Origin of the sequence: Pseudomonas sp. ArH3a (assembly GCF_022648765.1) — a bacterium.
Lineage (GTDB): Bacteria > Pseudomonadota > Gammaproteobacteria > Pseudomonadales > Pseudomonadaceae > Aquipseudomonas.
In genome coordinates this window covers 4,838,150-4,850,519 of record NZ_CP080330.1, presented here as the reverse complement: position 1 = coordinate 4,850,519, position 12,370 = coordinate 4,838,150, and the positions used below count along the sequence as shown (strand labels likewise).

15 protein-coding genes are annotated in these 12,370 nt (G+C 62.3%); 8 read left to right on the top strand and 7 right to left on the bottom strand.

Features of this window, described 5'->3' with window-relative positions:
- Window positions 1-114: 114 nt before the first annotated feature.
- Both K0P33_RS22205 and K0P33_RS22200 read left to right on the top strand, forming a co-directional pair.
- A complete protein-coding gene (locus K0P33_RS22205; RefSeq protein ID WP_242151460.1) occupies window positions 115-1,332 on the top strand; it encodes an MFS transporter in 1,218 nt (405 codons plus the stop codon).
- 94 nt (window positions 1,333-1,426) lie between these two features.
- Entirely contained in the window at window positions 1,427-2,293 is an 867-nt protein-coding gene (locus tag K0P33_RS22200; protein WP_094949861.1) for a DNA/RNA non-specific endonuclease, read from the top strand.
- A gap of 33 nt (window positions 2,294-2,326) precedes the next feature.
- Here the strand turns inward: K0P33_RS22200 and K0P33_RS22195 are convergent, their stop codons facing one another.
- From K0P33_RS22195 to K0P33_RS22175, 5 genes are all read right to left on the bottom strand, one after another.
- Window positions 2,327-2,506 (bottom strand): DUF1289 domain-containing protein, encoded by a 180-nt coding sequence (locus tag K0P33_RS22195; protein ID WP_094949860.1) that lies wholly within the window; start codon window positions 2,504-2,506, stop codon window positions 2,327-2,329.
- A gap of 32 nt (window positions 2,507-2,538) precedes the next feature.
- Window positions 2,539-3,447: a CDF family Co(II)/Ni(II) efflux transporter DmeF gene (dmeF, locus tag K0P33_RS22190; RefSeq protein WP_094949859.1), complete on the bottom strand. Its 909-nt coding sequence runs from the start codon at window positions 3,445-3,447 to the stop codon at window positions 2,539-2,541.
- A complete protein-coding gene (locus tag K0P33_RS22185; RefSeq protein ID WP_083357626.1) occupies window positions 3,444-3,719 on the bottom strand; it encodes a metal/formaldehyde-sensitive transcriptional repressor in 276 nt (91 codons plus the stop codon). Before K0P33_RS22185 ends, dmeF begins: the two co-directional genes overlap by 4 nt.
- 76 nt (window positions 3,720-3,795) lie before the next feature.
- The gene (locus K0P33_RS22180; protein WP_094949858.1) at window positions 3,796-5,013 is read right to left on the bottom strand and encodes an MFS transporter; all 1,218 of its coding nucleotides are present in this window, start codon (window positions 5,011-5,013) and stop codon (window positions 3,796-3,798) included.
- Window positions 5,014-5,071: 58 nt separating this feature from the next.
- A complete protein-coding gene (locus K0P33_RS22175) occupies window positions 5,072-5,290 on the bottom strand; it encodes a hypothetical protein (RefSeq protein ID WP_094949857.1) in 219 nt (72 codons plus the stop codon).
- A gap of 117 nt (window positions 5,291-5,407) precedes the next feature.
- On the opposite strand from K0P33_RS22175, the gene K0P33_RS22170 reads away from it, so the two are divergent.
- The 5 genes from K0P33_RS22170 to K0P33_RS22150 all read left to right on the top strand — a co-directional run bounded on the left by K0P33_RS22170 (window position 5,408) and on the right by K0P33_RS22150 (window position 9,723).
- The gene (locus K0P33_RS22170) at window positions 5,408-6,619 is read left to right on the top strand and encodes a YeeE/YedE family protein (protein WP_094949856.1); all 1,212 of its coding nucleotides are present in this window, start codon (window positions 5,408-5,410) and stop codon (window positions 6,617-6,619) included.
- Between the two features lie 22 nt (window positions 6,620-6,641).
- Window positions 6,642-7,517, top strand: coding sequence for a LysR family transcriptional regulator (locus K0P33_RS22165; RefSeq protein WP_094949855.1), 876 nt, complete (start codon window positions 6,642-6,644; stop codon window positions 7,515-7,517).
- 110 nt (window positions 7,518-7,627) lie between these two features.
- Window positions 7,628-8,053, top strand: coding sequence for a VOC family protein (locus tag K0P33_RS22160; RefSeq protein WP_094949854.1), 426 nt, complete (start codon window positions 7,628-7,630; stop codon window positions 8,051-8,053).
- Window positions 8,054-8,192: 139 nt separating this feature from the next.
- Window positions 8,193-8,735: an isochorismatase family protein gene (locus tag K0P33_RS22155; protein ID WP_094949853.1), complete on the top strand. Its 543-nt coding sequence runs from the start codon at window positions 8,193-8,195 to the stop codon at window positions 8,733-8,735.
- A gap of 4 nt (window positions 8,736-8,739) precedes the next feature.
- The gene (locus K0P33_RS22150) at window positions 8,740-9,723 is read left to right on the top strand and encodes a helix-turn-helix domain-containing protein (protein WP_094949852.1); all 984 of its coding nucleotides are present in this window, start codon (window positions 8,740-8,742) and stop codon (window positions 9,721-9,723) included.
- Here K0P33_RS22150 and K0P33_RS22145 read toward each other — a convergent pair.
- Window positions 9,694-9,861 carry a DUF2986 domain-containing protein gene (locus tag K0P33_RS22145; protein ID WP_094949851.1) on the bottom strand — a complete coding sequence of 56 codons (168 nt, stop codon included), beginning with the start codon at window positions 9,859-9,861 and terminating at the stop codon, window positions 9,694-9,696. The genes K0P33_RS22150 and K0P33_RS22145 overlap by 30 nt on opposite strands.
- A gap of 141 nt (window positions 9,862-10,002) precedes the next feature.
- Between K0P33_RS22145 and panB the strand changes: the two genes are divergently transcribed.
- Complete coding sequence (gene panB, locus K0P33_RS22140; RefSeq protein ID WP_094949850.1) at window positions 10,003-10,818, top strand: 3-methyl-2-oxobutanoate hydroxymethyltransferase; 816 nt, start codon at window positions 10,003-10,005, stop codon at window positions 10,816-10,818.
- Here the strand turns inward: panB and K0P33_RS22135 are convergent.
- Window positions 10,806-12,191, bottom strand: coding sequence for a PLP-dependent aminotransferase family protein (locus K0P33_RS22135; RefSeq protein ID WP_094949849.1), 1,386 nt, complete (start codon window positions 12,189-12,191; stop codon window positions 10,806-10,808). The genes panB and K0P33_RS22135 overlap by 13 nt on opposite strands.
- Between the last annotated feature and the right edge of the window lie 179 nt (window positions 12,192-12,370).

The following is a 12,370-nucleotide window of genomic DNA, read 5'->3' as shown; positions in this document are numbered from 1 at the left end:
TCTCCTGTGCAGAACGAGATAAATACTAGTCGATACATAAGTCGTTGACAATATGTCAGTGCTGCCTCCAGTATTTGTACCGATCAGTATTTAAGTCGCCTCAAGGAGTTACCCATGACCCCCTCACTCAGCTTATCCGCGTCGTCCGAGCGCTTGCCCATCGGCGCCTTGCTCGCCCTGGCCATGACCGGTTTCATCTGCATCGTCACCGAAACCCTGCCCGCCGGCCTGTTGCCGTTGATCAGCGACGGCCTGGCGATTTCGCCGTCGATGGCCGGGCAGATGGTCACCGCCTACGCGCTGGGTTCAGTGCTGGCGGTAATTCCCATGACCATCGCCACCCGTGGCTGGCGTCGGCGCAATGTGCTGTTGCTGACCATCGTCGGTTTTCTGCTGTTCAATTCCATCACGGCGCTGTCGTCCCATTACGGCGTGACCCTGGTGGCGCGGTTCTTCGCCGGGGCCGCGGCGGGGTTGGCCTGGAGCCTGCTGGCCGGTTACGCCCGGCGCATGGTCGCGCCGCATCAACAGGGCAGGGCGCTGGCGTTGGCGATGGTCGGCACACCGATTGCGCTGTCGCTGGGCGTGCCGCTCGGTACTTGGCTGGGTGGCCTGGTGGGCTGGCGCACCACGTTCGGCCTCATGTCGGCGCTGACGCTGGTGTTGATCGTGTGGGTGCTGGTGAAAGTCCCGGACTACGCGCCGCAGGCTGCGCATCAGCGTGTGTCGTTGGGCAAAGTGCTGACCACGCCTGGCGTGCGGCCGGTGCTGGCGGTGGTGATCAGCTGGATGCTGGCGCACAACATTCTGTACACCTACATCGCCCCGTTTTTGCTGCCGGCAGGCCTGACGACTCGCGTGGATCTGGTGCTGTTGGTGTTCGGCATCGCGGCGTTGGCCGGGATCTGGCTGACGGCCAGGTTGGTTGAGGCGATGTTGCGCAAAACCGTTCTGGTGAGCCTGGCGAGCTTTGCATTGGTGTCTGTGGTGTTCGGTGTGGCGGGCAGCGTGCCTTGGGTGGTTTACCTTGGCGTGGCCGTGTGGGGGCTGAGCTTCGGCGGCGCTGCCACGCTGCTGCAAACCGCCCTGGCGGATGCCGCTGGCGACGGTGCGGATGTGGCGCTGTCGCTGAACGTGGTGGCGTGGAACAGCGCGATTGCCGGCAGCGGCGTGGTCGGCGGCGTGTTGCTCGACACATGGGGCGTCGCGTCGTTTCCCTGGGCGATGGCACTGTTGATCGCCATGGCGTTTGCGATTGCCTGGGGCGCTCATGCCCATGGATTCAAGTCGGGCGCACGTGGCACAGAAAAACCCTTCGTGGCCGGGCACTAATAGGCCTTGGTCAGGTCAATAACCCCTGCAATATCATCCACTTGGCTCCGTTTTTCGGAGCCTGACGCCTTACTCCCTTTCAAAGAAGTCATGCATGCACCTGCGCAAAATTGCACTCGGGCTATCAGCTCTCGTTCTGCTCTCCACCGGGGCAGATGCCCGGGGGTTGCTGGACTTTATCAAGCCCCCCGCACAGGAACACACCTCCCGCTCAAGCTCGATCAGCCAGCGCGCGGCGCTCGGCCTCTATTCCAGCCAACAACAGCAACCCTCGTTTGCCAGCTGCGCCGATCTGTTCCCTGGCGCCAGGCCGATCAACACCGCCACCGTGCCCACTTCGATGAAACCCATGGCGTTGTGTTCGGACAATTTTGCGGTGCTTTACTCGCAGACCAGCAAGACACCACTGGTGGTGGTCGAACGCTTGAATGCGGCCCAACTGAAAAACGCCAAGGGTGAAGAGCGCACCAACCAGTTCTACCCGGACCCGCGCATCCCTAAAGGCGCTCGCGCCGAGTTGAGCGACTACCGCAGCCAACACCCGGCCGTGGACCGTGGCCATCAGTCCCCGGCTGCCGACGCCCCGAGTGCGAATGCCATGGCGCAATCCTTCGCGCTGTCGAACATGGTGCCGCAAGACCCCACCAACAACCGCAAGATCTGGAGCAAGGTCGAGGCGGACGTGCGCAAGTTCGCCGTGCGTGCCGGCGGCAATGTGTTTGTGTTCACCGGCCCACTGTTTGATGCGGGTTACAGCACCGTCGGTAACAACAAGGTCTGGGTGCCCACGCGTCTGTTCAAGCTGGTCTACGACGCCTCGTCGAAACGCGCCTGGGCCTATGTGCTGCCCAACGCTGAAACGCGCATCCAGAAGCCGATGGACTACGACACCTTTGTGAAGAGTACCGGGCTTAAGCTGCTGGGTGATTTGCCGGTTACCGGCTCGGTGGGGCGCACCTGATGTGAGCCCCGAAGGCTGGCGGCAGCGCCAGCCCTATTGGGTCTTTTTCAACGCCTTTAACCGCAATGTCGCACGCTGCACGGCGGCCATCTTTTCCGGACGCTTCATGCGTTTCCATTTGCGAATGTCGTCCTTGCTCCGCCCGCAACTGACGCATAGATCGCCGCTGAGTTGGCAGGTGGAGATGCACGGGTTTTCGATATCTTTAGCCAAGGTCTCACCTGGGTTTGATCAAGGGCGCGCAGCTAGGCCGCACGAAATTCAACGGTGAGGTGGCTCACTTCATGGACCGGTTTGAGGCGCTCGCGAATGCTCTCGGCGTCTATGGTCGAGCGGCCAACGACGCTGACGATGGCGGCATGTGCGTCCGGGCCCACGCGCCACACGTGCAGATCGGTAATCGTCGCATCGCCAGGTTGTTCGACGAGTTCGCGGATCTCGGCGGCGACGTGTTCATCGGTTTGGTCCAGCAACACGCCGGCGGTGGTGCGCATCAAGCTCCAGGACCATCGCGCAATCACCACGGCGCCGACGATGCCCATCGCCGGGTCCAGCCACACCCAGCCCAGATAACGCCCAGCCAGTAACGCGGCGATGGCGAGCACGGAGGTCAGCGCATCGGCGAGCACATGCACGTAGGCTGAGCGCATGTTGTTGTCGTGGCCATGATGGTCGTGATCATGATCGTGCCCATGGCTGTGACCGTGGCCCAGCAACAGCGCGCTGACGATGTTCACCGCCAACCCCACCACCGCAATCAGCGTGGCGGTACCGAACTGTACTTCGGTAGGCTGCAGCAAGCGCATCACCGACTCGACACCGATACCCAGCGACACCAGCGCCAGGATAAGCGCCGAGGCGAACCCGCCCAGGTCGCCGACTTTGCCGGTGCCGAAGCTGTAGCGTGAGTTGCTCGCATTGCGTTTGGCGTAGGCGTAGGCCGCAGCGGCAATGCCCAACGCGCCCGCGTGGGTGGCCATGTGAAAGCCGTCCGCCAGCAACGCCATGGAACCGGTCAAGGCCCCGGCGGCAATTTCCGCGACCATCATCACCACCGTCAACATCACGACCCACAGGGTGCGTTTGGCGTTTTCGTCGTGGGCCGAGCCGAGGAACACATGTTCGTGGGTGTGAGCGCTATGGGCGGCGTTCATTTGGAATACCGCCGAATGGCTTCCAGCAGCTCTTCGACGCCACGGGCGCGGGCTTCCTCGCTGAGGGCGGGGTCGGCCACATGGGCTCTGGCGTGGTCTTCGATGATTTCTTCCATCAAACCGTTGATGGCGCCGCGTGTGGCGGCCACCAGGTGCAGGGTTTTGGCGCAGTCGAGGTCCGACTCCAAGGCTTTTTCAACCGCCTGTAGCTGCCCGGCGATGCGTTTGACGCGCTTGATCAGGCTGTCTTTGTTTGCGGCAATATGGCCCACGATATACCCCTCCTACCTATGATGGGGCGCATCATTGCATACCCCACCCCCCTATACAAGGCGGTGTGTGCAGGCGCTATTTGGGCCGGTCCAGCTGACGCTTCAGGGTGTAGAGCGCCACGCCAACCGCCAGGATGCCCGACACCGCACCAACCACCAGCGCCCAGCGCGGGCCGAGGTGGTCGGCCACCCAGCCGACGATGGGCGCACCAATCGGCGTGCCACCGAGGGCGACGGCGACGCGCAGAGCGATCACGCGTCCGCGCATGGCGGGCTCGGTGGTGAGTTGCATCAGGCTGTTGGTGGTGTTGCTGAAGGTCATGGCACCCACGCCGATGATCACCAGCGCAATCGCGAACATCCAGTAGTTCGGTGCCAACGCTGCGAGTATGCAACCAAAGCCAAACACCGCCGCGCCGGTCAGCAGTGACTTGAACTGCGGTCGCTCACTGCCGGCGGCAATCAGCGCGCCGGCGATGGTGCCGATGGCCAGGGTCGAGGTCAGCAGGCCGTAGCCACGTGCATCGGCATGGAATTCGGTGACGGCCATGGTCGAGATGAAAATCGGGAAGTTCATGCCGAAGGTGCCGATTAGAAACAGCATCAGCAAGATCGCCTTCAGGTCCGGCCGCGCCCACACATAACGCATGCCCTCGGTGAGGCTGCCTTTGGTCCGCAGCGCGCGCACCTTGATGTGTTGGCTGGACACGCGCAGGAAAAACAGCGACGCCAGCACCGCAAAAAAGCTCGAGCCATTAAGCAGGAACGCCCAGCCGGTGCCGACTGAGGCGATGGTCACGCCCGCCACGGCCGGGCCGATCATGCGCGCCATGTTGAACGAGGTGGAGTTGAGCGCGATGGCGTTGGACAAATCTTTCTCGCCCACCAGTTCGGCCACGAAAATCTGCCGCACCGGCGCATCGAATGCCGAGGCGCAGCCGGATAAAAACGCAAACACGTACACGTGCCAGAGCTGCACGAAGCCTGTGATGGTGAATACCCCCAGCGTCAGCGCCAGCAGGCCCATGACCGCCTGGGTGGCGATCAGCAGCTTGCGCTGGTCGTAGTGGTCGGCGGCAAACCCGGTCCACGGCAGCAACAACAACTGCGGCCCGAACTGCAGTGCCATGACGATCCCCACGGCGGCGGCGTTGTGCGGAGTGAGTTGGGTGAGCACCAGCCAATCCTGGGCGGTGCGTTGCATCCAGGTGCCGACGTTGGACACCAGCGCACCGGCGGCCCAGATGCGGTAGTTGGGGCTGCGCAGGGAACGGAACGTGCCGAGGACACTCATGAGGGCGTTAGTTCCTCCGGTTGTCGGGCCACTCGATGATGGCCGGTTCGCTAAAAGATCACTTGATTTCAAACAGCCGCAAAATCGCGGCCTTCGCTTTCTCTCCATCGCTGCCATGGAGTGCGCAAATGGACGCCTGATCGTTGAGTTTGTGCAGTTGGAAATGGTTGTAGAACGCTTGGCCAAGCCGCTGTTGCTCGAACGCTCCCTGGTTCCAACGGTTTAGAAAGTCGTCGTAAGCGGTACGCTCGATTTCCAGTTTCGGTGTATTGCCCATGTGAACTCGTTCTATTCATTCAGAAAACACGCAAGACTCCCACACTCGACCTGTTGGCCTTGGCGTCCGGATTCCATGCCATCATACCTACCCCATTCAAACACACCGAGACTCCCCATGAGCACCTCCCTTTCCCTGCCCCCCGCGCGTAAGCCCATCGCGCCACTGCTGGCGTTTATCATCCTGGTGGTGGGCGCCGTGTTCCTGCAGAACAGCGTCGGCTCGCGCCAGGTGCTGTTGCTGGTGGTCGGCGCGGCGCTGGGCTTGACCCTGTACCACGCCGCCTTCGGCTTCACGTCGGCCTGGCGTGTATTCATCAATGATCGGCGCGGCGCTGGTTTGCGCGCACAGATGGTGATGCTGGCGGTGGCGGTCGTGCTGTTTTTCCCAGCGCTAGGGGCGGGTACATTGTTTGGCCAGCCGGTGGTCGGGCTGGTGGCGCCGGCCGGGGTATCGGTGGTGTTTGGTGCGTTTATTTTCGGCATCGGCATGCAGTTGGGCGGCGGTTGCGCCTCGGGCACTTTGTTCACCGTGGGTGGCGGCAATGCGCGCATGTTGGTGACGTTATTCTTCTTTATCTGCGGCTCGTTGATTGCGACCCACCATGTCGATTGGTGGTTCGCATTGCCGTCGTTCCCAGCGGTTTCCATCGTCAAAAGCTTCGGCGTAGTGCCGGCATTGCTCTTGAGCTTGGCCGTGTTCGCGATCATCGCAGCGGTCAGCGTTCGCATCGAGAAGGGTCGTCATGGCCAGCTTGAAGCGCGCGTCACCAGCGAACACACAGGCTGGCGCCGTTTCTTGCGCGGGCCCTGGCCGTTGGTGTGGGGCGCGATTGGCCTGGCGCTGCTCAACTACGCGACCCTGGCACTGGCCGGGCGGCCGTGGGGCATCACCTCGGCGTTCGCGCTGTGGGGCGCCAAAGTCGCCAGCGGTCTGGGTGTGGATGTGGCCAACTGGGCGTTCTGGCAAATGCCGGGCAATGCCAAGGCCCTGGCCGCGCCGGTGTGGGAAGACATCACCAGCGTCATGGACATCGGCATCGTCCTCGGTGCGCTGTTGGCGGCAGGCCTGGCCGGGCGTTTTGCGCCGAGCCTGAACATTCCGGCGCGTTCGCTGGTGGCGGCGGTGATCGGTGGCTTGTTGCTGGGCTACGGCTCGCGCTTGGCGTACGGTTGCAATATCGGCGCGTACTTCAGTGGCATCGCCTCGGGCAGCCTGCATGGCTGGGTGTGGTTGGTGGCGGCGTTTATCGGTAACAGCGTGGGCGTGCGGCTGCGTCCGTTGTTCTTTGCGGGCGAGCGCCCGCAGGTGGCGTTGAACGGCTGCTGAGTGAACCAGTGAGGTAACCGGCATGATCAGAGAGTTGAGAACCTTCGTGAGCGCGGCGCGGCGCGGCACCTTTGCCGCCGCCGGCCAGCAGGTGGGGCTGACGCAATCGGCCGTGAGCGCACAAATCAAACACCTTGAAGACGCGCTCGGGGTAAAGCTGTTCGACCGCACCGGCCGCTCCGCCACCCTCAACTCAGCGGGGCAGCGCGCGGTGCCGCTGGCGGAGGAAATCCTCGACATCTTCTCGCGCATGGGTACCCCCGACAGCGCCAACGACTTCCACGGTTCGTTGCGCATCGGCGCCATCGGCAGTGTGCAAACCGGCCTTCTGCCCCAGGCGCTGGTGGCGCTTAAGCGCCGCGCGCCGTTCATCGAGGTCAACCTGGTGCCGGGGGTTTCGCTGAACCTGCTCAGCCAGGTCGATGCCGGCGAGCTGGACCTGGCGATCATGATCCACCCGCCGTTCAACCTGCCCAAGGACCTGAATATCGAGGTCATCGCCCGCGAGCCTTTTGTGCTGATCACCGCCAAAGACGTACCGGGCGATGACCCGTTGCAGATCCTGCGTGAGCAGCCCTTTGTACGTTACGACCGCGGTTCATTCGGCGGGCGCCAGGTCACGCAGTTTCTCAAGGAACACAAGATCCAGACGCAACAGGCACTGGAACTCGACGAGCTGGACGCCATCGTCAAGATGGTCCAAAGCGGCCTCGGCGTGTCCCTGGTACCGATGGCCGGCTTGTGGTTGGAACACGGCAGCGACGTGCGGGTTTTGCGATTGGACACGCTCACGTTCTATCGTGAAATCGTGCTGCTGACCAAGTACACCCAGCGCCAACTGCCGCTCTTCGCGTTATTCCGGGCGTGCGTCATAGAAGTGCTGGGGGCGCCGAAGTAGGGCGCGAGCATCAAAAAAATTGAGGCTCAGGGCGAAAGATATGCGCTTTATCGCAGGGGCTTTCTGGTGAAGAATCGCGTTCTGAATAACAGAACCTGCAGGTAGCCACCGTGAGCCTTTCGCCCTTTCATTTAGCTATTCCCGTCTACGACCTCGCTGCCGCTCGCCACTTCTATGGCGAGGTGTTTGGGCTCTCCGAGGGCCGCTCCAGCGCGCAATGGGTCGATTTCGACTTTTACGGCCACCAGTTCGTCATCCATCAACACCCCAAGACTGACACTCAGGAATCGGTGCACTCAAACCCCGTCGATGGTCACGATGTACCGGTCCCGCATTTCGGCATCATCCTGCAATGGGAGCAGTGGGAAGCCTTGGCCGATCGGCTCAGGGCACGTGAAACCCAGTTTGTGATCGAACCCTACATCCGCTTCCAAGGCCAGGTCGGCGAGCAAGCCACGATGTTTCTGTTTGACCCGTGCGGCAACGCGCTGGAGTTCAAAGCGTTCAAGGACATGAGCCAGCTGTTCGCCAAGTGATTGCACCCTGTGCCTGGCCACGCTGAAACGCATGTCCGAATCCGTCCTGAAGTGGTCCGGCATGAGCCTGTTGCTCACCTGTCTGAGTGCCTAGTATGGCTTGCATCATTCACTGATCAGCCAGCCAGAAGGCCCCCTCATGAACCGCAAAGCCCTTATCGTTATCGATGCCCAACATTCGTTCCGCCATTCAACCTACTGGTCCGAAAATGACCTGCCGGCTTACCTGGAAAAACAACAGGCGCTCATCGATGGGTGTGTTCAACACGGCATCCCGGTGATACAAGTCTTGCATGTCGAGGACCAAGGGCATTTTTCCCTGGCCTCCGGCAACGTGCGGGCGTTGAGCGAATTGTCGATCAACCCCGACTTGATCATTCACAAGCGCTACCACAGCGCTTTTGCCGGCACGCCCCTGGCTGCGCGGCTCACGGAGATGGGCGTGACGACGGTGATCATCAGTGGCATTCGCACCGAACAGTGCTGTGAAACCACCACACGGCAGGCCTCGGACAGCGGCCTCAATGTGGATTTTGTCAGCGAGGCGACCATGACCTTCCCGATGACCCACGCACGCAGTGGCCGGGTCTACACCGCAGCCGAGATCCGCGAGCGTACGGAGTTGGTGCTGGAAGGGCGTTTCGCGCGCATTGCCAGCGTGGCCCAGGCACTGGAAGGTTGAACCTATGAGCGTGCCGGTGCTGTTCGTGCTGTTGCCCAACGTGCTGATGCTCGACCTGGCCGGCCCCGCCGAAGTGCTGCGCCTGGCGGCTCAAGCCGAAGCCCCGGCGGCCATCGACTTCGACTTGCAGTACGTCAGCCCGGTGGAGTCGCTGCAAACCTCTATCGGCTTGCCCCTGAGCGGGTTGGCGCCATTGCCGCCAAGCCTGGCGCCCGGCACGTTGGTGGTGTTGGTGGGCTCCACCTCGAAGGTCACCCGGGCACGTCAGCAGGTGTTCGAGTCGGCCAGCAATAAACTGACCCAGTGGCTGCAAACCGTGTTCGCGCCCTCCGGCGAACGGCTGGTGTGCGTGTGTGCCGGTGCCTTGAGCGCCGCCCGTGCAGGGTTGCTCGACGGGCGCCAGTGCACCACTCACCACGCGCTGTGCCCTATTTTGCAAACCATGGCGCCAAAGGCCCGGGTATTGGAAAACCGCCTGTACGTCACCGATGGCAATATCAGTTGCAGCGCTGGCGTTACAGCGGGCATCGACTTGATGCTGCATTTGGTCGCCGAACTGGCCGGGCCACGGCTGGCCTGCGCGGTGGCGCGGGACATGGTGGTGTACATGCGCCGCAGCGGCGCCGACCCGCAGTTGTCGCCATGGCTGGCCGGGCGCAACCACCTGCATCCCGCCGTGCATCGGGTGCAGGACGCCATCGCCGCATCCCCGTGTGAGCCGTGGACCGTCACACGTATGGCCGGCCTGGCCTACACCAGCAGCCGCCACCTGGCGCGGTTATTTCACGAGCACGTCGGCATCAGCCCGCTGGATTACCTGCACCAACTGCGGTTGACCGTGGCGCGTGAATTACTGGTTGAATCGACCCTGGACATTGAAACCGTTGCCGAGCGCGCCGGCTTTGGTTCGGCGCGGCATCTGCGGCGTATCTGGGGCAAATATGAAGCGGGGACGCCTTCAGCTGGACGTGTCAGCAGCGCTGGTTGAGGCTTGATCGGCCTCAGCTTCGAGTTTGGCGCGGTCGGCTTTGCTGATGTAGATGTCTTTGCTTTTCGGCGCCAATTTGGCACTGGCTTTTTTCGCTTTGGCCTTGAAGAGCTGCTTGAGTTTTTTCTGGCGGTTCATTTCTTTTTGCCTGATCGGTGAAGGTTTGGATGATACCAGTTTAAAAACCTGGGTCGCTTTTTAGCGCCGATCTGTGCATTGAATCGCCGTGCGTTCTGCCAATAATCGGGCCGGGTATTCAGCGCAAACGGAAGACCCTCGATGAGCATCCACACCCGCACTAAACGCATCACTGTCCCGCAATTGGTCGCGATGAAGGGCCAACAGAAAATCGTCGCCCTGACCGCGTATTCCAGCGCCATCGCCAAGCTGATCGACCCGTTGGTCGACTTCATTCTGGTCGGTGACTCCACGGCCATGGTCGGCTATGGCCGCCCCTCGACCTTGAGTATGCAGCTCGAAGAAATCATCGGCCACACCCGCGCGGTGGTCGACAGCACGCGCCTGGCCTGTGTCATCGCCGACATGCCGTTCGGCAGTTATCAGGAATCCCATGAGCAAGCGTTTCGCAACTGCGCCCAGGTGTTGGCGCGTACCGGTTGCGATGCCGTCAAGCTGGAGGCCAACCAGGCGTTGGCGGGCACCGTTGAGTTTCTGGTAGCGCGCGGCATTCCAGTGATGGCTCATGTGGGGTTGATGCCGCAGTTCGTCAATGTGATGGGCGGGTTCAAGGCCCAGGGCCTCACGGCTGAAACGGGGGCGGTGATTGCCGCTGATGCCCGCGCCAATCTGCAAGCGGGCGCTTTCAGTCTGTTGCTGGAAGGGGTGGCCGAAGGCGTGGCCCGGCAGATCACCTTGGACTCGAACATGCCCACTATCGGCATCGGTGCTTCGCCGGCGTGCGACGGCCAGGTGCTGGTCACCGAAGACGTGTTGGGCCTGGGCGGTGAGCACCTGCCGCGCTTCGTTAAACAGTACGCCGATGTTGGCGCGGTGATTCGCGATGCCTGCGAGCGCTTTGCCGACGACGTGCGCCACGGCCGTTTCCCCGAAGCGCGGCATTGCTACGGGCTTTGACGCACCGCCTGGGCCAGTTGCTGCACGGCCTGGGCGATATCTTTGCTCCAATCGAGGGTGAAGCTCAGGCGCAGGTGCTGCGGCCACGCGCCTTGTTGGCTGAATAGCTCGCCGGGGGCGATGACGATGCGCTGGGCGAGCAAGCGCTCGAACACCTGGCGCAGGTTGGCTGAGTGCGGAGCCTTAAGCCAGAAACTCGCGCCGCCTCGGGGCACGAGCGCCGGCCATTGAGCCTCGTCCAGCAGGGCTTTCATGCCTGTCATCCGCTCCAGCAACAAAGCCCGCAGCGCCTTCAAATGGGGGTCGATACGCTTGGAGGTGAACAGTTTGGCGATCGCCTTCTGGCGGATCGGTGAGAGGCGAAAGCCCCGCTCCAGGAACACGCGCTGCAACTGCGGCCCCTGCCCGCGACACAGCACATACCCATACGGCGCTTCCGAACCGATGACTTTATCGAAGGTCGAGAACACCAGCAGTTTTTGCGGGTCGGCAAAGTCGCGATAGCGCGCCGGCTGCGGCTCAAAATACAACTCGCCATAGGTGTCGTTTTCAAATAGCCAGATATCTCGCTGCGCCAGCCAGCGGCAAATCTGCTGCTTGTCCTGCGCCGGCACCACGCCGCCCTGCGGAATATTCACCGTCGAGGACAGCACCGCGAATCGAATCGCCTCCTGCGTCAGCAAGCCTTCCAGCGCAGCCAGGTCGAAACGCCCGTGCGTATCAAGGCGCAACTCGATCACGCGGACCTTCGCCGCCTGCAACTGACGCAAAATCGCCCACGAACACGGCGACTCCACCAAGGCCACCGTACCGGCCAGGTCCAGGGCGTTGAGCGCGGCATCCAGCACACTGTGCAGGTCCGAGCCGATAAACACATGGTCGGCTTGCCAGTAATTGTCGGCCGATTGGGTGTAGCGCTCGGCCAGTGCGGCGCGCAACTCGGGCTCGCCGAACGGCAGGTACAGCGGCGTGAGGGCGCGCGGGTGTTGGCGCGTCAGCTCACGTTCGAGCATCAGCAGCGGGTTTTCCAGCGACAGCAGCATCGCCGGTGCATCGCTGCTCAACGCCAGCATTCCTGGCTGGCGGGCATGGGCGAACACTTGGTCGAGCAGGCTGGGCGAGCCTTGCGTCAACAACGGCGCGGGCAGCGACCGGGTGAAGTAGCCGAACTTGGGTTTGGCGTAGATCCGCCCTTCATCTTCGAGCAGCGCGTAGGCGTACTTGGTGGTCGACACCGACACGCCCAGGCGCGCGGCCAGCTGGCGCAGGGACGGCAGTTTGCGCTCGCCCTGCGTAGGGCCGGCGTCGATCAACTCGACCAGGTAGCGGTACACCGCCTGATAGGCGAAATCGCTGTGTTTCGTTTTATCCATGACCACTCGCGCCACTCGACCTGATTACACGGGGAACACCTAGGGGTTGGGGCCGGCCGAGTATTACTCAAGGCGCGGTAATACCCAAACCCAACGAGGCAACCCCATTCCCTACTGAGCCGCCGGCACCTCGTCCAACCGGTGAAACACCGCCAGCCCTTGTTGGCGAACCAGTTCCA

Coding starts and splice junctions, on each gene's coding strand:
- K0P33_RS22205 (WP_242151460.1), top strand. CDS start 115: ATGACCCCCTCACTCAGCTTATCCGCGTCGTCCGAGCGCTTGCCCATC.
- K0P33_RS22180 (WP_094949858.1), bottom strand. CDS start 5,013: ATGAGTGTCCTCGGCACGTTCCGTTCCCTGCGCAGCCCCAACTACCGC.
- K0P33_RS22155 (WP_094949853.1), top strand. CDS start 8,193: ATGAACCGCAAAGCCCTTATCGTTATCGATGCCCAACATTCGTTCCGC.
- dmeF (WP_094949859.1), bottom strand. CDS start 3,447: ATGAACGCCGCCCATAGCGCTCACACCCACGAACATGTGTTCCTCGGC.
- K0P33_RS22165 (WP_094949855.1), top strand. CDS start 6,642: ATGATCAGAGAGTTGAGAACCTTCGTGAGCGCGGCGCGGCGCGGCACC.
- K0P33_RS22145 (WP_094949851.1), bottom strand. CDS start 9,861: ATGAACCGCCAGAAAAAACTCAAGCAGCTCTTCAAGGCCAAAGCGAAA.
- K0P33_RS22170 (WP_094949856.1), top strand. CDS start 5,408: ATGAGCACCTCCCTTTCCCTGCCCCCCGCGCGTAAGCCCATCGCGCCA.
- panB (WP_094949850.1), top strand. CDS start 10,003: ATGAGCATCCACACCCGCACTAAACGCATCACTGTCCCGCAATTGGTC.
- K0P33_RS22135 (WP_094949849.1), bottom strand. CDS start 12,191: ATGGATAAAACGAAACACAGCGATTTCGCCTATCAGGCGGTGTACCGC.
- K0P33_RS22200 (WP_094949861.1), top strand. CDS start 1,427: ATGCACCTGCGCAAAATTGCACTCGGGCTATCAGCTCTCGTTCTGCTC.
- K0P33_RS22175 (WP_094949857.1), bottom strand. CDS start 5,290: ATGGGCAATACACCGAAACTGGAAATCGAGCGTACCGCTTACGACGAC.
- K0P33_RS22150 (WP_094949852.1), top strand. CDS start 8,740: ATGAGCGTGCCGGTGCTGTTCGTGCTGTTGCCCAACGTGCTGATGCTC.